This is a genomic window from Natrinema sp. DC36, assembly GCF_020405225.1.
Lineage (GTDB): Archaea > Halobacteriota > Halobacteria > Halobacteriales > Natrialbaceae > Natrinema.
The window spans coordinates 2,210,382-2,230,064 of the sequence record NZ_CP084472.1; the positions used below are offsets into that span (position 1 = coordinate 2,210,382).

At 56.1% G+C, this 19,683-nt stretch carries 18 protein-coding genes; 15 read left to right on the top strand and 3 right to left on the bottom strand.

Annotated elements, in window-relative coordinates:
* Positions 1 to 58: 58 nt before the first annotated feature.
* Positions 59 to 622 carry a hypothetical protein gene (locus tag LDH74_RS11520; RefSeq protein WP_226038873.1) on the top strand — a complete coding sequence of 188 codons (564 nt, stop codon included), beginning with the start codon at positions 59 to 61 and terminating at the stop codon, positions 620 to 622.
* Positions 606 to 1,133, top strand: a complete 528-nt coding sequence (locus tag LDH74_RS11525) for a metal-dependent hydrolase (protein WP_226038874.1) — start codon at positions 606 to 608, stop codon at positions 1,131 to 1,133. The genes LDH74_RS11520 and LDH74_RS11525 overlap by 17 nt, the downstream gene beginning before the upstream one ends.
* Before the next feature lie 46 nt (positions 1,134 to 1,179).
* Here LDH74_RS11525 and LDH74_RS26625 read toward each other — a convergent pair whose 3' ends face one another.
* Positions 1,180 to 1,356, bottom strand: coding sequence for an HVO_A0556 family zinc finger protein (locus LDH74_RS26625; protein ID WP_305082468.1), 177 nt, complete (start codon positions 1,354 to 1,356; stop codon positions 1,180 to 1,182).
* Positions 1,357 to 1,532: 176 nt separating this feature from the next.
* Between LDH74_RS26625 and LDH74_RS11530 the strand changes: the two genes are divergently transcribed.
* From LDH74_RS11530 to LDH74_RS11545, 4 genes are read left to right on the top strand one after another with little or no spacing between them, the layout of a single operon-like run.
* A complete protein-coding gene (locus LDH74_RS11530; protein WP_226038875.1) occupies positions 1,533 to 2,675 on the top strand; it encodes a glycosyltransferase in 1,143 nt (380 codons plus the stop codon).
* On the top strand, positions 2,672 to 3,751 hold the full coding sequence (locus tag LDH74_RS11535; RefSeq protein ID WP_226038876.1) for a glycosyltransferase family 4 protein: 1,080 nt from the start codon (positions 2,672 to 2,674) through the stop codon (positions 3,749 to 3,751). The genes LDH74_RS11530 and LDH74_RS11535 overlap by 4 nt, the downstream gene beginning before the upstream one ends.
* A gap of 53 nt (positions 3,752 to 3,804) precedes the next feature.
* Entirely contained in the window at positions 3,805 to 4,377 is a 573-nt protein-coding gene (locus tag LDH74_RS11540; protein WP_226038877.1) for a glycosyltransferase, read from the top strand.
* A complete protein-coding gene (locus LDH74_RS11545) occupies positions 4,377 to 5,429 on the top strand; it encodes a glycosyltransferase family 4 protein (RefSeq protein WP_226038878.1) in 1,053 nt (350 codons plus the stop codon). The genes LDH74_RS11540 and LDH74_RS11545 overlap by 1 nt, the downstream gene beginning before the upstream one ends.
* A 27-nt stretch (positions 5,430 to 5,456) precedes the next feature.
* Here the strand turns inward: LDH74_RS11545 and LDH74_RS11550 are convergent, their stop codons facing one another.
* Positions 5,457 to 6,515 (bottom strand): glycosyltransferase family 4 protein, encoded by a 1,059-nt coding sequence (locus tag LDH74_RS11550; protein WP_226038879.1) that lies wholly within the window; start codon positions 6,513 to 6,515, stop codon positions 5,457 to 5,459.
* Positions 6,516 to 6,634: 119 nt separating this feature from the next.
* Here LDH74_RS11550 and LDH74_RS11555 point away from each other — a divergent pair, with 119 nt between their 5' ends.
* From LDH74_RS11555 to LDH74_RS11595, 9 genes are all read left to right on the top strand, one after another.
* Complete coding sequence (locus LDH74_RS11555; protein WP_226038880.1) at positions 6,635 to 7,309, top strand: hypothetical protein; 675 nt, start codon at positions 6,635 to 6,637, stop codon at positions 7,307 to 7,309.
* A 29-nt stretch (positions 7,310 to 7,338) separates the two neighbouring features.
* Complete coding sequence (locus LDH74_RS11560) at positions 7,339 to 8,652, top strand: sulfatase-like hydrolase/transferase (RefSeq protein WP_226038881.1); 1,314 nt, start codon at positions 7,339 to 7,341, stop codon at positions 8,650 to 8,652.
* Positions 8,653 to 8,768: 116 nt separating this feature from the next.
* Complete coding sequence (locus LDH74_RS11565) at positions 8,769 to 9,122, top strand: hypothetical protein (RefSeq protein WP_226038882.1); 354 nt, start codon at positions 8,769 to 8,771, stop codon at positions 9,120 to 9,122.
* Positions 9,123 to 9,281: 159 nt separating this feature from the next.
* The gene (locus tag LDH74_RS11570; protein ID WP_226038883.1) at positions 9,282 to 9,698 is read left to right on the top strand and encodes a hypothetical protein; all 417 of its coding nucleotides are present in this window, start codon (positions 9,282 to 9,284) and stop codon (positions 9,696 to 9,698) included.
* 230 nt (positions 9,699 to 9,928) lie between these two features.
* Positions 9,929 to 10,975, top strand: a complete 1,047-nt coding sequence (locus LDH74_RS11575) for a glycosyltransferase family 4 protein (protein WP_345778524.1) — start codon at positions 9,929 to 9,931, stop codon at positions 10,973 to 10,975.
* Positions 10,976 to 11,026: 51 nt separating this feature from the next.
* On the top strand, positions 11,027 to 11,473 hold the full coding sequence (locus LDH74_RS11580) for a hypothetical protein (RefSeq protein WP_226038885.1): 447 nt from the start codon (positions 11,027 to 11,029) through the stop codon (positions 11,471 to 11,473).
* A gap of 2 nt (positions 11,474 to 11,475) precedes the next feature.
* Complete coding sequence (locus tag LDH74_RS11585) at positions 11,476 to 12,375, top strand: alkaline phosphatase family protein (RefSeq protein WP_226038886.1); 900 nt, start codon at positions 11,476 to 11,478, stop codon at positions 12,373 to 12,375.
* Positions 12,372 to 13,811, top strand: coding sequence for an oligosaccharide flippase family protein (locus LDH74_RS11590; protein ID WP_226038887.1), 1,440 nt, complete (start codon positions 12,372 to 12,374; stop codon positions 13,809 to 13,811). The genes LDH74_RS11585 and LDH74_RS11590 overlap by 4 nt, the downstream gene beginning before the upstream one ends.
* Positions 13,812 to 14,003: 192 nt before the next feature.
* A complete protein-coding gene (locus LDH74_RS11595) occupies positions 14,004 to 16,931 on the top strand; it encodes an oligosaccharyl transferase, archaeosortase A system-associated (RefSeq protein WP_226038888.1) in 2,928 nt (975 codons plus the stop codon).
* A 629-nt stretch (positions 16,932 to 17,560) separates the two neighbouring features.
* Here the strand turns inward: LDH74_RS11595 and LDH74_RS11600 are convergent.
* Positions 17,561 to 19,636: a hypothetical protein gene (locus LDH74_RS11600; RefSeq protein ID WP_226038889.1), complete on the bottom strand. Its 2,076-nt coding sequence runs from the start codon at positions 19,634 to 19,636 to the stop codon at positions 17,561 to 17,563.
* Positions 19,637 to 19,683 lie beyond the last annotated feature (47 nt).

Genomic DNA, 19,683 nt, shown 5'->3' on the forward strand with positions numbered 1-19,683 from the left:
CGGTGACCGTCACCAACACGAAAGCTATTCTTGCGGTTCGAGACTTCTCTAGAGACACATGCAGGAACCCTTCGGCCAACGCGGCCGTCTCGTGGCGGGCGTCGCCCTCCTCGCGATTCTGGCCGGGCTCGTCCTGTGGGCGGGCGCGGTCCCCTCTGATCTGATGAGCGGCGGCTATCCGGACGAAGTCGATGTCACCCCGAACCGCGAGGCCTACGTGGGCGAGCAGGTCGTCCTCGGCGGTCGCGTCGTCGACACGGACCCCGTCGTTATCGCAACGCGCGCCAGCGGCTACGGGAGGTTCACCCTCGTCAACGCGGACAGCGGACTCCAGAACTCGGACGCGTCCCTCGAGCAGGGTGATCGCGTGAGCGCGTTCGGGACCCTCGAGGACGAGTCGACCCTCGTCGTCGACCGAACGACGATCGGCGACGTCTCCGGAACGGCCTACATGCTCGTCGTCTCGTTTTTCGGCGGGCTCTGGGCGTTCGGTCGATTCGCCCGCGACTGGCGCTTCGATTTCGGTCGGTTCGCGGTCGTCCCGCGGGACGATCCGCTCTCCCTTCGGGACGTGATCCCCGGGACTCGAGGTGGCGCGAGCGGCGGTGATCGCAGTGACTGACGTCCTCACGCACGTCATCATCGGCTACGTCATCGGGACGCTCCTGTCGATTCGGTACGCGCGGCTGCGGCGTGCGCACGTGACGCTCGTGATGATCGGCGCGCTCTCTCCGGACTTCACGAAGATCAACCTCCTGTTCCCGGACGAGTTCGTCAGCTATCTGCTCGACATCCCCTTCTCGTGGGCGCCGCTCCACCTTCTCGGCGGAACGATCGTCGTGACGCTCTTCGGCTCGCTCCTGTTCGCACCGGAGTACCGCCGGGATGTCGTCGTACTCGTCGCGATCGGTGCGGCGTCACACCACGTCCTCGATCTGGGGCTCATGACCTCGACGGGGTACTCCTACGCCGCCTTCTGGCCGCTAACCGAGTACCGACTGCCGGCGGGCGGGCTCTACCTGAGCACCGACCGCTGGCCGGCGCTCGTCGCCGGGCTGTGTGCGGTACTCGTCTGGGCGGTCAAGGGGCGGATTGGGACGCGGCGAACTGAAGAGTCGGCGTCGCTCGAGTGAGATACTGGACTGAGAAATGTAGACTGGGGGAGTGGATGTGGAAGAACTATTGTCCGTTCCACACTTGTGCACCAGGTGTTCCGCAAGACGAACAAACAACGGCCTCGTTTCCCTTGTATTGATCTCGAACGAGATGACCTCCGTTACAGAAGGAACACGCAGTCTGTTCAAGAAGCTCTAAGAGTTTTATAGACTGATCGGTTTGATTTCTGAGGGTTGCCATAGTTCGGATGAGCGCGTTCCGTATACTTAATGATTCTTGCTATTAACGGTTGGACAGCCATATTAGCTGTAGCACTAGATATTGACGACCAACCGACGTATGGACTGATAATAGTTGTAGTATGACTGCATCCGAGGACGAAGAAGTTTATTATCCATCGCTCACAACCCTCGTTCATGAATCTGCTTGTCGTGGCTGCTGCCTCGCTTCTTGCGGTGACGGCCGCGCCCTACATTTGCTACCTCCTTCTTTACGCGTGGATTCGACCAGAGGGGTCACCTGCTGACAAAGAGTCTGCCGAACCGACCGTCAGTATCGTCCTCCCGACGTATAACGAAGAACAGATCGTCGAGACGAAACTCGAGGACGTGCTCGAACTCGATTATCCGATGGAGAAAGTCGAACTCGTCGTTGTTGATTCTTCGACTGATGATACTCGGACGATCATCCGAGAGTACATTGCAGATCTCGAGGCGCCCGAGCTGGTGCTGCTGGAGGAGGACGAGCGTCGCGGGCTCGCGCCGGCGCTCAACGACGCCTACGATGCCGCGTCAAATGAGATGGTCGTCAAGACCGACTGCGACTCCAAGCTCGCGCCGGACGCCCTTCGCGAAGCCGCTGCGAATCTTGCTGACGACGAAATTGCGGCTGTTACCGGCCAGAACGTCGAGGTTCTCGGCGGTAGCGAGGTCGAATCAGGGTATCGCGGCGTCCAGAGTCATATCCAGCAACTCGAGTCGCATCTCGATTCGACGCTAATCTTTCACGGGCCATTCTCCGCATTCGAGAACGGCGCATTGCTCCCGCTCGATCCGAATTCGCTGGCTGATGATACTGAACTCGCGCTGAAGATTCGTCGGCAGGGTAAGCGCGTTATTTTCGATCCCTCCGTACGGTACATGGAAGCCTCTCACTCCGAGTTCGTAAAACGGCGAAAGCAAAAGGATAGGCGCGGCATGGGGCTGATTCGACTTCTGGTCCAACACAGCGACGCGCTCGGGAAATACGGGCGGTACGGACGCGTTGTATTGCCGTTCAACTGGTGGTTCATGATCGCCTCGCCGTGGCTGCTAGCGGCGACGCTCGTAGTCGGAACCGGTGGGGCCATTTCGCTGCTCGGTGTCGGTGGCATAGTGTTGCCCGCTGGAGTCGGCCTGTTTACGTATCTCGGACAACGAGACCTGCTGGGGCCAGTGCAGGCGCTGTATTCAATCTTCGATACGCAGGTGTCGCTGTTGCGCGCCAGCCTAGAGTTGCTGGTTGGGGACTCGGATGGGACGTGGGATGTCGACGACGAGTTACGGGAGGCGTTTGAATGAGAATTTTGTTTATTACGCATAGATATCCACCTCACACTGGCGGTATCGAAACGCATGTCCAGGAGATGGCGACGCGACTTGCCAACTGCGGGCACGACATAACCGTGTTTAGTGCTGACTCTGGACCAAATGTGTCGTCGGAAAATACTGACGACGGTATTCGCATTCGTCGATTTCGTTCGTTCAGTCCTGGGAATGCCTTCTACGCTGCGCCACAAATGGCGCTTGCCATCCGATGTGCAGATGCCGACATCGTACACGCGCACAACTACCATGCACTTTCACTGTTCTTTGCAGCGCTCGGGGTGACAGACGAACAATTCGTCGTGACGACGCACTATCACGGTGCGAGCGCGAGCGGGATCCGAGACAAGTTATTATCCCTCTATAAACCACTCGGACGGTGGGCCATCCGGCAAGCAGATGAGGTGGTTGCAGTGAGCGAGTGGGAGCATAGCCGCCTGCAAGAGGACTTCGGCGTCAACGCGACAGTAATTCCAAACGGCCTCGATGTGGAACGATTCGCGGAGGCCGAACCGGAAAATCGAGCACGACCCTACCTGCTGTGTGTTGGACGCCTGGAGGAGTACAAGGGCATCCAGCATGTAATTCGAGCACTCTCGGAGTTACCCGAGTACGATCTAGCCGTTGCGGGGAGTGGTCCCCATCGAGAAGAGTTGGAACAGATCGCTCACGAGGAGGGTGTCGCTGACCGCGTCGACTTTCTCGGTTTCGTAGACAACGAGCGACTTCCGGGGTTGTACGCCGGAGCGGACGTGTACGTGACGCTCTCAACGTTCGAGGCATATGGGATGACTGTTGCGGAGGCGTTAGCAGCAGGGACGCCGTGTGTGGTGCGGGAGGCTAGTGCACTACAAGATTGGACGAGTGAATCTGCGGTCAAGGGTGTTTCTTCTACGTCGCCGGAGACAATCTCGAGTGCACTCCGCGAAGCACTATCGCAGACACCGGATAGCGACATCGAGACGTGGTCGGAAATAGCCACATCTCTCGCCGCTCAATTTCAAGATCATGAGAAGGGAAACAGCGATAAGGACTGCGTTCATACCTCCTGATTGTTATGAATTCGAACGTGTCTGTCGTCATTCCTTCTATTAAAGATAACGTGTTGACGCTGGAGAGTGTCCCCGAAGACGTTCCAGTGACCGTCGAACGCAAGGGATCGCTGAACGAGGCGCGCAACCGCGGGGTTCGGAACGCCGACACCGACATCGTCGCCATTCTCGACGACGACATCGCGTTCTCCGAAGAGTTGTTCGACGCGCTCGTCGAATCAGTGGACGAGGACGTGCTGCTCGGCGTGGCGGATTGGGAGTTCGGACTGGTCGCGGGACGCGTGATGATCTTCTATAAGTCGCTCTGGCGTGACGTTGGTGGCTTCGACGAGCGTCTTCGTAGCCACAACGGCGATACGGATTTCTCGCTGCGAGCCCACGATGCGGGATACTCCGTGAAGACGGTCCCACGAGATCTGTTCTGTCACAAGGACCACGAGCGCTCGATCACGACATGGGACCGCGCATGGCGACTGGCGTATCTCTCCAGGAAGCACGTCCGATATGCGCCGTACATCCTGAGTTCGACCGTTGCGTACAATCTCGGTTTGGAAGCAGGGGTAAGTAAGGAGCAGAGTCTGCCCCCATCGATTAGTCCTACGGTCGACGAACTTGAGATCGAGTAATGGACACCATCGCACTAACTGGTACCTTCAATACGTCCGACACCGGACCATCGCGGGTTTTAGAGGGGTTGTCGGGAGCGCTTGCAGATACTGGACTCGAGGTACACGCGTTTACGCACGGCGACCGAGACGAGCATCCTCACTCTGACGTGCACGTCACTCGTTTCGAGAAGACCCCGCAGTCGGTTCCTGGCTTCTTCTCCTACTTCAAGTGGGTTCGGAACCAGGTTCGTGACCTCGATCCAGACCTGGTTCACCCGCTCGAGGAGTACCCATTCGAAGCAGACGTCCGGACGGTGCAGTGGACGTCAGACAGTTACGAACGCTGGCGACTCTGCCGGGACGACTTCCGGGGATACGGCTATTTCGCAGGCGATATTCTGCTGAACGTAGCGAATCGAATCGGAGCAGCTCGGACAGACACAGTCGTCGCGTCGAGTCCGGAGACCAAGCGCCAGATGGAGAGGTATTGGAAATTTTCACCCGATACAGTGATTCCGCTCGGCATCGATGCTGAAACACGGACACCGCCATCCGAAGTTTCAGACCCACCATGTATTCTCCTGCCTGGTCGAATCACGCCGAAGAAAGGCCAGCGTGAGTTCTTGAAAGGGCTCGACCCAGAGAGCCGGGATTATCAGGTCGATATTGTCGGTGGTGTTAGTGATAGGGAGTACTGGGACTCAATGGCAGAGTGGCACGACCATCATCACGGGTTCGTCTCTCGAGGGGAGTTGACACAACTCTATAAGAATGCGGATGTTGTAGTAATACCGGCCATTCATGAAAACTTTTCGATGACAGCGTTAGAGGCGATCGCCAATGGTTGCCTGCTGGTTATCACGAATGCCTGTGGATTCGCATTGTTCAAGTCTGTTCAAGAATCAGAGGGGGTCACCATAGTTCCGAATGGCACAGAAACCGCGCCGGTTGTAAAACGATTAATACAAGAAATTGAGTTGAATAGGTTGAAGAGATCTTCATATAGTTTATCTCAGAATTTTACTTGGTATAAAATTGCTAGAGAATACAAGATAATTTATGGGAGATAGGGAAGATCGCTGGTTAAATACCAGTCATTAATTGACCTGTGATAGGAGAGAGTTAAATCGACCGACAAAGTTTGTCTCTTCCGTTCCTTCTTGATAGTCCATAGCAATTCTTCGACTCTCTTCACGTATGCTACGCAAATCACTTTCAGGACGTTTAAGATTCCTTTTCATAGCCGATCGAACCGATTCCTTCGTCGTATCAACGACTTGTTCTCGCGACACATCTGAGGTCAATTTTCGCGTTCCAGTATACTTACTAACAATAGTGGGAACACCGGCCATCATCGCTTCAATTGTCGAAACCGGGAACGGATCACAGTGTGCAGGGTGTATATGTAAATCAGAGGATGTAAAGAAATCTGGAAGCGATTCTACGAAGCCATGAACTAAAACACGTTCGCAATCCTGAAAGCGAGAGTTCTGCCCACGCCCAGCGATATGCAGTTCGTACTGTTCGAAATCCGCGACAATGTCCTTCCAAGCCTCTACAACCAATTCGACCCCTTTTCGAGGTCGGTTTTCAGCTAATACGGTTATCCATCTTCCTTGATTGGAGTGTTCAATCTGGGCAAACTCATTTGCACGCTCTTTTGGAACAAACGGATGGACTACTCGGGTGGGAATCTCAGCAAAATCTAGTATTTGATTCTCCAAGAGTTTCGAAACTGTAATTACTCCATCTACGTAGCGTCGTAATAGCTCTCGTAGCATTTTTCCATCCGCTGTCCTCTCAACAACACCAATTGGCCACTTTCTCCCCCATGCCATTCGAGGGTACTGCTTCGCCCCTAGAAATCGACAGGTAGCGTGAAGATAGATTATTGTGGAATTGGGGGCTTTACGCTTGAGTTTCGGCAAGAAATATAGATGTTTTGGTTTTTCTAGGAGGTATACATCTGATTCGGGGAGAGTACCTACGCGGAGCTGCGAGAGACCGTTACAAAATGTTTTATTTAGGGGACTAGGTAGTGAGGAGTATTCGAGATGTATGATCGAATCTGCAACAGAACTCATCCATTCTCGGTGAACTGGATGCACTTCCTCTTCTCCACTGGAGTTTTGAGAGAAGACAGCGGCAATAGACATAGCAGGAATCGTTGCTGGCTATTCTTAAATGATTCGGGAGCCACAGATTCCACCATATTATATAAATAAGGCCTCCAGTAATGGAATAGATTATACCGGAAGGGAATAATTGGTGGTACATGCACGGGAAATCGTCCTTGATACGTCGAATTCTAAGAATTCCCTACAATAGAGTGGCACGACCTTTTCTCCCCACTAAAATAGCAGTGTACAACGGTGTGCCAGTGAAGGAGGCCCCGCTTTTTGACCAAAAAGTGACCTTTCCAGAATATGAGGGAGCACTTATTGAGGCGGTTCGGAGATACGGGAGTAGGGGAGATAGTATTACACAGGTCGGGGGTGGGAAAGGTGTGTCTGCCGTAGCGTCTGCTCATGTTGTCGGGCCGAATGGAAACGTAATTGTCTATGAGGGTGGAAAAGATTATACAGACAAGATCCGACGAACTCTTGCTCTAAACGACGTTCAAGATATAGTTAAGGTTCGAACAAAAATTGTCGGGGAAGACCGCGATGTGTGGGGAAATTCTACTGGTGTAGAAACAATTCCTCCTGAGGAACTCCCCGACTGTGATTTGTTGATTCTCGATTGTGAAGGAGCGGAGCAAAAGATTCTCCCCCGAATTGAGTGTAATCCGGCAACGTTAATTGTTGAGACACACGGTGAACTAGGTTCGCCTACTGAGGATGTGAAGGAAAAAGTAAAGCAACGTGGATATAAAATTGAAGAAGTTTCACCCGAAGTACCCAAGGACGATATCTACGTCCTTACTGCCTCCCTGAACAAAAAGCGATAGTATAAATTCGCACACAACATTAGCACCATATGACCCGAATTGCTCTCGTCGTTCTAGATACTTTGCGGAAGGATGCGTTTGACGACCACTTTGACTGGCTTCCTGGCCATCGTTTTGAGAACGCTTGGTCTCCAAGTCATTGGACAGTTCCCGTGCATGGTTCACTATTTACTGGAAAATATCCGACTGAACACGGAAGTTTGGCAAACTCGAAACCGCTCACCTGTAGCGATTCAACACTGTCCGAGACACTGGTTTCGGAGGGATTCTCAACCAGAGGATTCTCTGCAAATCCATTTGTGACTCCTGCATTCAACTTCGATAGGGGATTCCAGACGTTTGACGGTTCTTTCGACAATCTCCCGATGTTCGACAAGATCCTCGACTGGAGAGCATTCCACGAGGAGTACGGAGACGAAGGAATCCGCCGATTTGGAAGAGCATTATTGAAATGTTTCCAGAAGGACGTAGACACCGCTCGGTCACTCAAGGTCGGTCTCCAAATAAAGCTGCGTGAAGCCAGAGACCGTCAAGATAAAGATAGTGGTATTACCGAAGCGATTGAGTGGCTCAAGAGTCAAAGACTCAATGAAGACGAATTTGTCTTTTTCAATCTAATGGAAGCACATGCTCCCTATGATATGATTCCTCAGGAGTATGTCTCTGGCTCGGCACCAAGTGAACTTGGTCTCCAGCACCACTTTGAACCGCTAGATGAATCTCAAACGGCTGAGGCATACAATGCAGCAGTCTCTTACCTCTCTGACGCCTATAGGAAATTGTTTGCAGATCTTACCAGGCGGATGGACTTTGTGATCACACTTGGAGATCACGGAGAGCTACTTGGGGAGCATGCGTACTACGGTCACGAATACGGTCTATTTCCTGAACTGACTCATGTCCCCTTGGCAGTATCAGGAGAGGGGTTGGAAAACACGGAACGTGATTCGGTGGTCAGTCTCCTTGATGTTTATCCGACTGTGCTCAAACTCGCCGGAATTCACTCTAATCGAAGAGGGGAGTCGTTATTAGAGGAGAAAAGGGGGAGCCGGACGTACCTGACTGAAGGTCACGGACTTCCCCAAGACAGAGTTCAGAAGCTTTCTAAAATGGGACACAATGTTGAGAGATACGATTCTGTATTCCGAGGTATCGTCACAACTGACGGCTACGAGTACGAATCCATAGATGGTTGGGAATTATGCGGCGCCCATACGTCAAATAAATTCAAGGATGAATTGGATGATCTTGTAGAACGGCTTGAAGAATCTTCTGAAACGTCGGATAGACCGGATATCTCACAAGCAGCACTTGAACGACTTAAAGCAAATGGCTATGCATGATGTGTTCCATTAGTAAGGTGAACTCTCGAAACTTCTGATGTGGAAAACATCAGAATGAGGCCGGTTTTAAATGTGATAGGCTTTTAACATAGCTCTTCTAACACAGGTTAATTAAAATGGGGTTGAATGAATGGGTTCACGAGTCAAAGGCAGAGGTCACTGAATTTGGCATCAGTGGTGCCCGGGGGGCTTTCTCGAAATTGATGGTCGGCGGTGCAAAGCGACTTGATCAATCCGTCAACTACGGAACGTCACAGTTTGAGCCGGATTGGGATGTGCTCATTCTCCTCGATAGCTGCCGACCTGACTACCTTCGGCAAGTGGACCAGGAGGAGGACTTCAACTGGATTAAGGAGATAGACACCCGATATTCGCCGGCGTCGTCCAGTATCGAGTGGGTGAACAAGTGTCTCAAAACGCTGCCGGCTGACGAAAAGGAGGAACTGGCAATCGTCTCCGGTAACGGATAGACCGAGCAGGAACTTGACGAATCAGAGTTCCACTCCGTAGAGACGCTCCTGGAGACGTACTGGGACGAAGAACGCGGCATTCTCCCGCCCGAAGTGGTTACGGATCACGCGATTCGCCGCTGGCGTGAGGATAATCCAGACCGAATGCTTGTCTGGTACATGCAACCGCACACGCCGCACCCGAGCATCAATATCGAGTACGAGTTTAACACCGATATGGGTGATGTGACAGTCGACTGGACGGAGACAGAGTACGCTCGTGTCGGGGTGCTGTCCGACGAGGAACTTCGAAGCGGGTACAAAGAGACGCTAAAACTAGGGCTAGAGGAGGTGGTGGTACTTGCGGAGAATCTCGCAGCGGACAACGTCTACCTCTCAGCCGACCATGCCGAACTCCTCGGGGAGTGGGGGCTGTATGAACATCCGAGGTGGGCACCGATTCCACGTCTGAAGCGCGTCCCCTGGGTCAAAGTTGACGCGAAAGACGACGGAACGAGAACCCCTGAAGCCATGGACGAATATGAGAACGAATCTGACCTGGAAGACCGGTTGCAGGCACTCGGGTACAAGGCGTAACGGGCGCACTCGGACGGCTCTGCGGAGCCGAACCGTTTGAGTACTACAATGGGCTTATCTGATCGTATCCGAAACCAACGCGGAAAGCAATGATACGTGTCCTTGCAGCACCGACCGAAGTCGTTCTCTATTCGGGGGGTTATGCCCGAACATACCGGTTGCTCCGAGAAGTTGATGCAGACGATATCAGCGTGAATGTACATGTGAACCATCTCAGTGCGGACTCTAGCGTGTTTCCGTCGAACGTCTCTGTTCGGTCCCACGACAAACCGAACCGACTCTTCTACTTCGCGTCACTCTACAGAGAACTCTACAGGGAGGTCCGCTCTGAAGAGGTTGATGTCTACCAACATGCCAACCTCGGGTTCCGAGAGTTCAATCCCGCCGTCCTGCTCCCGCCCGATATGGACACGCCGTTCCTCATCGGTCCCGCAGAGGGCGGGCACGCTGTCCCGTCAGCCGAATTCAAGCGAGTACTGGCGCGGCAGATAGATCGTGACGTTCCGAGTATACTCGAGGCATTCGCTCCACGTGCAGCAGAACCCGTCGTGCGGAACGGCCTCGACCCGATACGTGAGCGGTTGTTCGGCGCGACACTCGAACGAGCAGATCGAATCGTCGCTGTGCACTCGAATGCGAAGGAACGCTTCGAACAGTACACCGATGCCGAGAAGATAGACGTGATTCCGTACGGCGTCGATATGGAGAAGTTCCCGTTCCGAGCTGCCCCCGGGAACCAGTCGTTCGTCACCGTCGGGAATCTCATTGAACGGAAGGGTCACCGGTTCCTGCTCGACGCGATGACGACGGTAACGGAAGAGTTCCCGGACGCAGAACTCCACGTCGTCGGTACCGGACCGTTGCGTGAGGACCTCGAGGCACGAGTTGCGACGGCTGGCCTCGAGGACTCGGTGACGTTCCACGGGTTCGTCGAGGACGAGAAACTCCTCAGGTTGCTGCACCGTGCTCGCGCGTTCGTACACTCTTCCCTCTCGGAAGGGTTTTCCCACGTCAGACTGGAAGCGATGTCCGCCGGGTGTCCCGTGATCGGAACGGATGTCTCGGGCGCACGCGACCTCACGCGCCACGGCACTGACGGCTACATCGTACCGACCGGTGATGCGGACGCGCTGGCGGACTCAATGCTCGAACTGCTCGCGGACGATAAACTGGCCGAGGAGATAGGACGGAACGCCCGCGAGAAGATCGAACGGGACCACGACTACGAGAAGATAGGCAAACAATATCTCGAGATCTATCGCAGACTGGCCGACTAGGAAGTATTAGAAACCGCGTGTACTAAGCGACCCAAGGAAAACACTACGTTAATGACCGTTGTAGTTCTCGCAATTGATGCGATCAACCATGCATCGATCGACCACTTCGATTTAGACGCACTCCGATTACAGATGGATGTCGGATGCCATATACACATTCTTGATGCTGCTGGCCACGTGTACGCTAAGGATGAAGAGAAATTGAGCGAATTCTACCACTGGGTCAATACTCGTGTCAGTGATATTCAGGTCCTGCTGCGCGAGGACGACGAACTTTTGCTTCTCGGAGACCAAGAGATCGAAACAAAATTCCTCGATGACGAAACGCCGGGACAACATTCGTGGCGCCCCCACGTTGCGTCTACCGACGATACTGTACCAGTGGATGTCGTAGATGTCCGTGAGTGGGTAGAGTCCCGTCTTGGTGATGTAGCACGAGAGGGAGAGTCCATGGAGCTGCCCGAAGAACACCTCCGCGACTTGGGTTATATACAGTAACGATGACACTGGTTATCCTTGGTCTTGACGCGCTCGACGCGGCACTCGTCGAGCAATTCGATATAGATACACTGCAGTTGCAGAATCACGGAAAGATGGAGACTGTTGCCGAGATGCGCGACCAGCCGTATACACCGGAAGCCTGGGCGACAATTGCGACAGGAGTCGACCCCCGTGACCACGGTGTAAGCGGTGGAACGAGTTCGTGGGACAACCCCCTAGTCGATTTTCTCTCGAATTTTACCGGCCAGCTCACTATGTCGATGCGGTCGGATCTTGGAAATCTCGTCGAGCGGGTGACTGGCGCAGAGTATACGATCGCGGAAGTCGACGTACCGCATATGTTCGAGGGGGATGATCGAATCGTCCATAACTGGCCAGGAGTCCACAATGGCGAGGAACTGAAACGTGCATGGAATATAATGTGGCGGGAGGGGCAGACGAACGCTGAGTTCGATCGCGATATTTGCGGGCTTGCGGCCGAACAGTTCGGTTGGGCGCGCGAAATGCTTGAACATGACATTGCTGTCGCCGGTGTTCATATTCATTTGCTGGACGCAGCGGGTCATGCGTACTGTGATGAACGAACACGGCTCCGCGACACGTACAAACGAGCCGGTGAATTCGTTGCTGAGATTCGTGACGCGCTCAACGACGACGATGACTTACTTGTACTGAGTGACCACGGAATGGTCGTCGAGTGGTACGGGGACGAAGACGACCGCGGACTGAGCTCAGGTAGCCATTCATGGCGGGCGTTCGCAAGTTCTACATGCGATTCTGTCCCTCGAACTGTCTTTGATGTCCCAAAGTGGGTTGACAGGAATGCCGGAGAGGTACAAAACAATTCTGAGCGCCTCGATATTAACGAAGAGCGGCTCCGTGATCTCGGTTATATATGAGTGCGGGAGAGGCGGACTTCGGCGTTGAGATTTCGAAAGGCGTCCTCGCGAAGTTCGTCATGGCCGCCATCGGATTTCTTGGATCGATTATTTTCGCTCGCACACTCGGGCCAAGCGGCTATGGGACGTTCTACGTCGTTATCACCCTTGTTAACGTTCTTGATAATCCCGTAACTGGCTGGGGTGTCGCGTGTAAGAAGCGTATCTCCGAAAGAGGATTCCCGACTGCAGAAGCACTCGGTTCTGGGCTCCTCGGCGCGGCAGTACTTTCAATAGTCCTCATTCCTCTTATGTTTTTGTTCCAGCAGTACACGGGAATCTACGATCTATCAGGGTTACTTGCTCCCTTTAGTGTGCTCTTCATAGCCATCTGTTTTTTTGCAGTGACGAATCGGATTCTCTCAGCACGGTCCAACTTCTCGGCCGCTGAATGGGCCGATACTCTTCGATCATTGTTTACGACGCCACTTCAGTTAGTATTCGTCCTTCTGGGCTTCGGGACCGCTGGAATGGTATACGGATTGGCAGTTGCGACGGTTCTGACTGTCCCTTACATCTTGTATCGTATCGGCGTGCGACCTGCACGACCGTCTCGGGAGTCATTGGCCAATATCACGTCGTACGCGAAATACAGCATTCCAAACGGATTCATCGGAACTACGCAATCACGGGTGGACATTCTTCTCCTTGGTGCACTACTCTCCTCGGCAACAGTCGGGGAGTATCAAGTCTCGATGCAGCTCACGATGGTAGGAACGTTCATCGGTGGGGTCGCATCGATGGGACTGATGGCACGAGTGAGCGACCACTGGAGCCGTGACAAGCCTGACGCGATAATTGACGATGTCACTAACTCACTCGGCTACGCGAGTGTCCTTGCCATCCCGATTTTCTTCGGCGCTGCTGCAATGCCGAATGACCTCCTTGTGACAGTGTTCGGACCACAGTACTCCGGTATTGGCCTCGTTCTTATCGGATTAGCGTTCTTCCGCGTGCTGAACATGCAATCGTCGCAGTTAGCATCGACAATCGCTGGCCTAGATCGGCCAGATATCAATACGCGAATTGGATTGATTGTCCTCATCCTGAACGTTGGTCTCGGCTACACTCTACTGCTCAAATACGGGATCCTGGGTATCGTTGCCGCGACGGTTATCTCTGAAGTCGTAAGGTACACGGCGCTTTCATACACGATTAAACAGTATTTTCTGGACATCTCCCTGTTCACCCAGCCGTTACGACACCAACTGCTTGCTGGTGCCACAATGTTCGTTCTCGTTGACCGGCTGCACGGTATTACTGGAGTTTCATGGTGGGGAGAACTGCTGGTTCTTATCGGTCTCGGTGGACTCGTCTACTTTGTGAGTCTCATAGCGATTAGTGAGTCATTCCGAATCACTGTCAGGGGTGTTCTTTCGGACGCGTTGTCGGATTAAGCTGCCTCACCAAGATTGTTCAACCAGATAGTCATAACTGTCGCTTAGAAAAATGACTCGTAAATCTTCATCGACGGTGGAATTCGGTGAGGTGAGGATAAGCCTTTTCCATCAATTGTCACAGAATTCTCGTCCGCACGGCGGGGAGGAAAGTCAAAAGGCTTATTCTTGACTTGTGGTTGGTACTTGCTAATGAGCACCGACACCGAACGCGTCGAGGACGGGACCGAAACGTCCGTCCTCGAGTCGTTCCGAGACTGGTATCACCTCCCCGTAATCGGGGTCGTGATGCTGTTTATGGTCTGGTTGCGAACCCAGTCGTACGATCGGTTCGTCACCGAGGACGGAACGCCCGCCCTGGCGGGGGTCGACTCGTGGTATCACTGGCGGACGATCAACTGGACGGCGGAAAACTATCCGCACACGATGCCGTACGAGGTCTGGACGGGGTTCCCGACCGGCACCTACGTCGGCCAGTTCGGCACGCTGTTCGACCAGCTCATCGTCACCGTCGCCATGATCGTCGGACTCGGCGATCCGTCGCAGCAAACCCTCTATACGGTCTCGCTGCTCTCGATTCCGGTCATGGCCGCGCTCGTCGCGATCCCCGTCTTTTACGCGGGTCGGCGGCTCGGCGGCACGATCGGTGGCATCGTTTCCGTGCTCGTGCTCGCACTTGCGAAGGGGCAGTTCCTCTCTCGATCGACGGTGGGCCAACTCGACCACCACGTCGGCGAGGTCCTGTTCATGGCGATCGCGGTCCTCGCGATGATGGTCGCGCTCACCGTTGCCGAACGGGAGAAGCCGATCTACGAACTGGTCGTCGACAGGGACTGGGATGGACTCCGACGGCCCGCCATTTACAGTGCTCTCGCCGGACTCGCGCTCACGCTCTACATCTGGGTCTGGCCGTCGGCGATCCTTCTGATCGGTATCTTCGCCATCTTCTTTACCGTGCAGCTCTGTCTCGATTACCTCCGCGGTGTCTCACCGGATCACGTCGCTTTCGTGGGCGCGGTGAGCCTCGGCGTGACCGCCCTCCTGACGATATTACTCATGGAACAGCCCGGCAGCACAGGCTCGACCAACTTCGGGTTGCTCCAGCCGCTCAGCGCCGTCCTCGTGGCCGCCGGCTGTGTCTTCATGGCCTGGCTCGCACGCGAATGGAATAATCGCGGCCTCGAGCGCCAATACTACCCCGTCGCGATCGGCGGACTCATCGTCGCGACGTTCGTCGTGATGTGGCTCGCCGTCCCGAGTCTGTTCGACTCGATCATCGGGAACGCGACGCGTCGCATGCTACCGTTCGGCGGGACGGCGACGGACCTCACCATCGCCGAGGCCCAGCCGCCGGAGGACTTCTTCAACCGCGTCTTCACCGAGTTCGGGAGCGCGTTCTACACGATGCTCGCCGGGCTGGCCTTCCTCGCGATTCGGCCGCTCCTCGGTCGCAAATTCCGCGCCGAGCACACGCTGGTAATCGTCTGGACGGTGTTCCTGATCAGCATGGCCGCGACGCAGGTGCGCTTCATGTACTACCTCACGCTCGCGGTCGCGGTGGTCAACGCGGCGTTCATCGCGGAAATCACCCGCCTCTTCGACCTCGACCTCGAGAGCAGTCTCGACTCCGTCAGACAGGTCGAGACCTATCAGGTGATCGTCGTCCTGCTCGTCGTCTTGCTCCTCTTCGCACCGCTCCTGCCACCGCTCGCGCAGGCGACCGCGTGGGATCAAGGCAAACAGACCGGTGTGAGCGGGAGCACGATGAACTGGGAAGAATCGAACCACTGGCTCAAAGAGAACACGCCCGCACCGGGGAACTACGGCGGCGCGAACAACGCCGACGAACTCGACTACTACGGGACGTACACTCCGGGTGACGGTAACTACGAGTATCCGGAGGGAGCCTACGGCGTCATGTCGTGGTGGGACTACGGCCACCTGATAACGACTCAGGCCGAACGGATTCCGCACTCGAACCCGTTCCAGCAGAACGCGCGGTCGTCGTCGGCATATCTGACCGCCGAGTCCGAGGAGCGGGCGGAACTGATCCTCGACGCGATCGCTGCGGGCGAACCGGTCGCCGATCGCTCCACCGAGGAACTCCGGCAGGCGACTTCGGGCAGTGATTCGGGCGAGGATGTCCGATACGTGATGATCGACAACGAGATGGCCGGGCAGAAGTTCAGTCCGATCACGCAGTGGTCCGGACCCGACTACGGCCACTACATCAATAATGAGGAGTTCGCGTTCGGTGGGAACCAGACGCAAGCGCTGCCGACCGCCAACGAGAACTACGACAATACGACGCTCTCGTCCTTGTACCTGCAGGATGCGGCCGGGATGGAGCACTACCGGTTAGTCCACGAGAACGACAAGTACGCGATCGTCGGCGGCATGGGTATCAGGGGACAGGCCATTCCCCGCTACTCCCTGCAGCTTCGGGGCTCCGGATGGACGAACCAGACGCGGGCGATCCAACAGCAGCTAGCGCAGGCCCGTAGCAATAATCAGGTCTATCAGGGCCTCGGAAATCCGGTGTGGGACGGTCATGTCGTCTCATCGGTGAAAACCTACGAGCGCGTCGAGGGGGCGACGATCACCGGGAGCGTCGACGATGCCGACGACATCGACCCTGCTAACGCGACGGCCGTCGTAGCGGTCGATCTCGAGACAGATACCGGACGGACGTTCACGTACAGACAGCAGGCGTCGCTCGCGGACGACGGGAGCTTCGAAGTGACAGTCCCGTACGCGACCAACGACGAGCTGGGCGTCGAGGACGGCTACACCGACAGCAGCGTCGAGGCGACCGGTAACTACACCATCAGCGTCTTCGAGTCCGGCGAACAGGGACTGCGGCAGTTCACCGGAGAGACGACCGTTCCCGAGCCCGCAGTGGTTCAGGGCGAGACCGTCAGCGCCGGCGGCCTCGAGGAGGTCGAGAATCCGTCCGGCAACGAAACGACCGGGAACGAAACGTCGGGTAACGAAACCACCGGTAACGAGACCGACGACGGAAGCACGGACGCGGACGGCACCAATTCGTCTGACGAGGGGACCGCCGACAACGGGACCGCAAACGCGTTCGAGCCGGTTGCAGCAGAGCGAGCACACTAACGCGGCTGTCCGTTCCTCGCGTCGCGGTCCGGTTCTCAACTGGTGCGAAAACCGAGAGCGTTTTTAACCGACTCCGAAATACGACACGAGCGATGCGAACAGCTCCCTCGGCGTCTCTCGAGGGAGTCTCCACGGAATTGGCCGACATCGCGGCCGGCGATGACCCAGCGGGATAGACCGTCGGAACGGCCGGCGGTTGTGGTCGTCGCGGCTGTCGCTGGCCCGAATCAGTGGAATTATTGCACCGACACGCTACTGCCCTCGAGTGCGGAACTGTCGCTGAATAGCCGCTGAAAACCGGGATCCCACCGCCGTCTCCCTTTTCGAGGAGCTCCCTCGTTGAACCATAATAATTCATATATGTAACTATTAGATAGATTTATTTCCATTGGCAGTAACCATTGGATTGCAATGTCCGCGAAAAACGGCATGAAAGACTACCTGGCAAAGCACCCTCGAATGATCGGCGCGCTGTTTACCCTGTTCGTCCTGCTCAGTCAGGCAGGGTCGGTCGCAGCAGGAAGCATGTCCCAAGTGGGACCCTGATCTCGGGAGACACCCGCTTCGAAGCGTCCCGTCGCGAACAAAACTGAACCGTATCGAATCCGCCGTCGCAAAGACCCTTGTTTTCAATTCAGGAGCGACGTTCCGACGCCGTCGTTCCAGTGTAACTCGTCGTCGACGACGACCGGCAACTCCGTCCAGGTCAGGTATTCCTGAAGCTCCATCGTCTCGACTGGCAACTGCGGCGTGTGGCCCGGAGTGAGATGACAGTCGGATACCGAATCGATAGGCGACGCCGTCGTAGTTCCCAGTTTGAACTCCTTCGTCGAGTACGATTTGGCGGAAAAATCGTATCCGTCCCCGTCGCGAGAGTCGATCGCGACGAGCATCGGCGCACCGCCGTCCGACTGGGCGATGTCCGTCGACCCGTCGCCGACGATGAGATACTGCTCTCCGAGCATGTCGTTGTCTCGAGCGATTTCGAGCGCCCCCCGAAGCGGGAACCCGCGGTTGAGCAGTCTGGCGATGGTCTCGCCGGCCGTGACGGCGTCTTCGTTGATGACGTCGGCGTACGTGCTGACGCCGCCGAACGCGCCGCGGCGGGTGAGCGCGAGCCCCTGTTCGTATGACCGACACGCGTTCAGGAAGAAGACGCCGAGGTCGACCGACTCGAGGGTTCGGATGTCGAGATCCCCGTCGGGACAGCGGAGTCCGTCTTCGGTCGCGTGCCCGATGTAGTGAAAGAAGTCGTAGCCGCCGTCGGTTAGCAGCGCGGCCAGTTGCTCGGACCCGACGCCGAACTCCGAGTCGATTTCGAAGGGGAGGTCCTCCCGGTTGCCGTAGCTGCCGTCGAGCGAGTCGTGTTCGTCCATCATCCGAACGTCGTTACAGACGAGCAGGAGTTCGATCGACTCGACCGGTTTCCTGTGCTCGAGTTGACTCCGGTACGCTTCGAGCGTCGCCTTCGAGGCCTGCTGGGGAATACCGTCCCCGAACCAGGCGTGTTCGACGGACTCGCCCGTCACGGCTGGAACGACGAACTCAGACTCCTCTCGGAGCTGTGAGGGAGAGCGAGACAGTGTCGCCGACCGAACGAGTTGCGAACTCGTCGTCTCCGGAGTCGGGATCGACTCGGGCGTCCGCCCCCGCGTCTCGCGAACGATCCCGAGTTCGTTGACGACGAACGGGAGTAACGAGGCGCTTTCGGGCGCCGACGGCACGTGGGCGGTCAGCGGCCACCGCGGGACGTGAGGTTCGATCACCTCGAAGGGAATCTCGAGGTATCGGTCGAGCCGGTGAGAAAGCGGCAACTCGTACGTTTCCGCGAGGTCGAACGGGAGATCGTCCTCGATCGAGGACCGCTCTAGCAGTTCGTACTGAAACATCCCGTCCATGCGAACGATCGCGTCGAGAAAGAAAAATCGCTTCAGGAGTCGGGCGATCTCGTCTTCGAACGAGCGGGAAGTCGAGAGCGAGTACTCGAAGCGCGACGTCTCGAGCATCGGTTCGGTCCCGGGCCGGATCGTCGCCCCGAGGAAGAACGCGAGCGGAGCGGCCTGATACACCGAAGCGTACTCCCGCGGGACGGTCAGCGAGATCTCTCCGTCCGGTCGATCGATAGCGTCGGGAATCTCGAGTCGGTCGCCGAGTTCGAGCAACGGCGGATGGCCGCGCAACGTCGGCCACGTCCGCTCCGGCGAGGTCGTTTTGAGAGCGGACGGAAGCGCGGAAACGGCCTCCATCATCGATTCGACGTCGGGCGGTGTGGTGATCGTCCCCCGCGGCCGGTCGTGAAGTGACCGCGCGCCGAGTTCGACCGTCGTCTCTCGATCGGTCGAAATCCGGACCGACGTCAGCCCGATGTCGATCGTGCCCGGTGCGTCGATGCGACAGTACAGCTTGATCGGGCCGCTCAACCCGACGAACTGGGTGCGTTCCTCGAGTCGGACCGTTTCACTGGCGTCGAAACTCGCCTCCGTGCGGCCGGTTTCGTCGTGAACGGTGACGGAGTAGAGCTGGTTGAACGTGAGCGCGTCGGTCTCGAACCGGCACGTCTCGTCGACCGGGAAACAGAACTGCCCCGTCTCGATGGCGTCGAACGACACCGACCCCGGCGTTTCGATCTGGAGGCGGCGTTGCTCGATGGAATCGTATACCTCGAGCCCGGACGGGTCAGCCGTTTCCGCGATCTCGATAGTCATATGTCTCCGTTGTCATCTCACTCATTCCGCCGCACGGTCAAAAATGA

Bases quoted from the DNA above. Each gene is read 5' to 3' on its own strand.
- LDH74_RS11560 (WP_226038881.1), top strand. From the start codon at position 7,339: ATGACCCGAATTGCTCTCGTCGTTCTAGATACTTTGCGGAAGGATGCG.
- LDH74_RS11550 (WP_226038879.1), bottom strand. From the start codon at position 6,515: ATGTCTATTGCCGCTGTCTTCTCTCAAAACTCCAGTGGAGAAGAGGAA.
- LDH74_RS11600 (WP_226038889.1), bottom strand. From the start codon at position 19,636: ATGACTATCGAGATCGCGGAAACGGCTGACCCGTCCGGGCTCGAGGTA.
- LDH74_RS11595 (WP_226038888.1), top strand. From the start codon at position 14,004: ATGAGCACCGACACCGAACGCGTCGAGGACGGGACCGAAACGTCCGTC.
- LDH74_RS11590 (WP_226038887.1), top strand. From the start codon at position 12,372: ATGAGTGCGGGAGAGGCGGACTTCGGCGTTGAGATTTCGAAAGGCGTC.
- LDH74_RS11585 (WP_226038886.1), top strand. From the start codon at position 11,476: ATGACACTGGTTATCCTTGGTCTTGACGCGCTCGACGCGGCACTCGTC.
- LDH74_RS11565 (WP_226038882.1), top strand. From the start codon at position 8,769: ATGGGGTTGAATGAATGGGTTCACGAGTCAAAGGCAGAGGTCACTGAA.
- LDH74_RS11535 (WP_226038876.1), top strand. From the start codon at position 2,672: ATGAGAATTTTGTTTATTACGCATAGATATCCACCTCACACTGGCGGT.
- LDH74_RS26625 (WP_305082468.1), bottom strand. From the start codon at position 1,356: ATGGCAACCCTCAGAAATCAAACCGATCAGTCTATAAAACTCTTAGAG.
- LDH74_RS11580 (WP_226038885.1), top strand. From the start codon at position 11,027: ATGACCGTTGTAGTTCTCGCAATTGATGCGATCAACCATGCATCGATC.
- LDH74_RS11570 (WP_226038883.1), top strand. From the start codon at position 9,282: ATGCAACCGCACACGCCGCACCCGAGCATCAATATCGAGTACGAGTTT.
- LDH74_RS11520 (WP_226038873.1), top strand. From the start codon at position 59: ATGCAGGAACCCTTCGGCCAACGCGGCCGTCTCGTGGCGGGCGTCGCC.
- LDH74_RS11530 (WP_226038875.1), top strand. From the start codon at position 1,533: ATGAATCTGCTTGTCGTGGCTGCTGCCTCGCTTCTTGCGGTGACGGCC.
- LDH74_RS11555 (WP_226038880.1), top strand. From the start codon at position 6,635: ATGCACGGGAAATCGTCCTTGATACGTCGAATTCTAAGAATTCCCTAC.
- LDH74_RS11545 (WP_226038878.1), top strand. From the start codon at position 4,377: ATGGACACCATCGCACTAACTGGTACCTTCAATACGTCCGACACCGGA.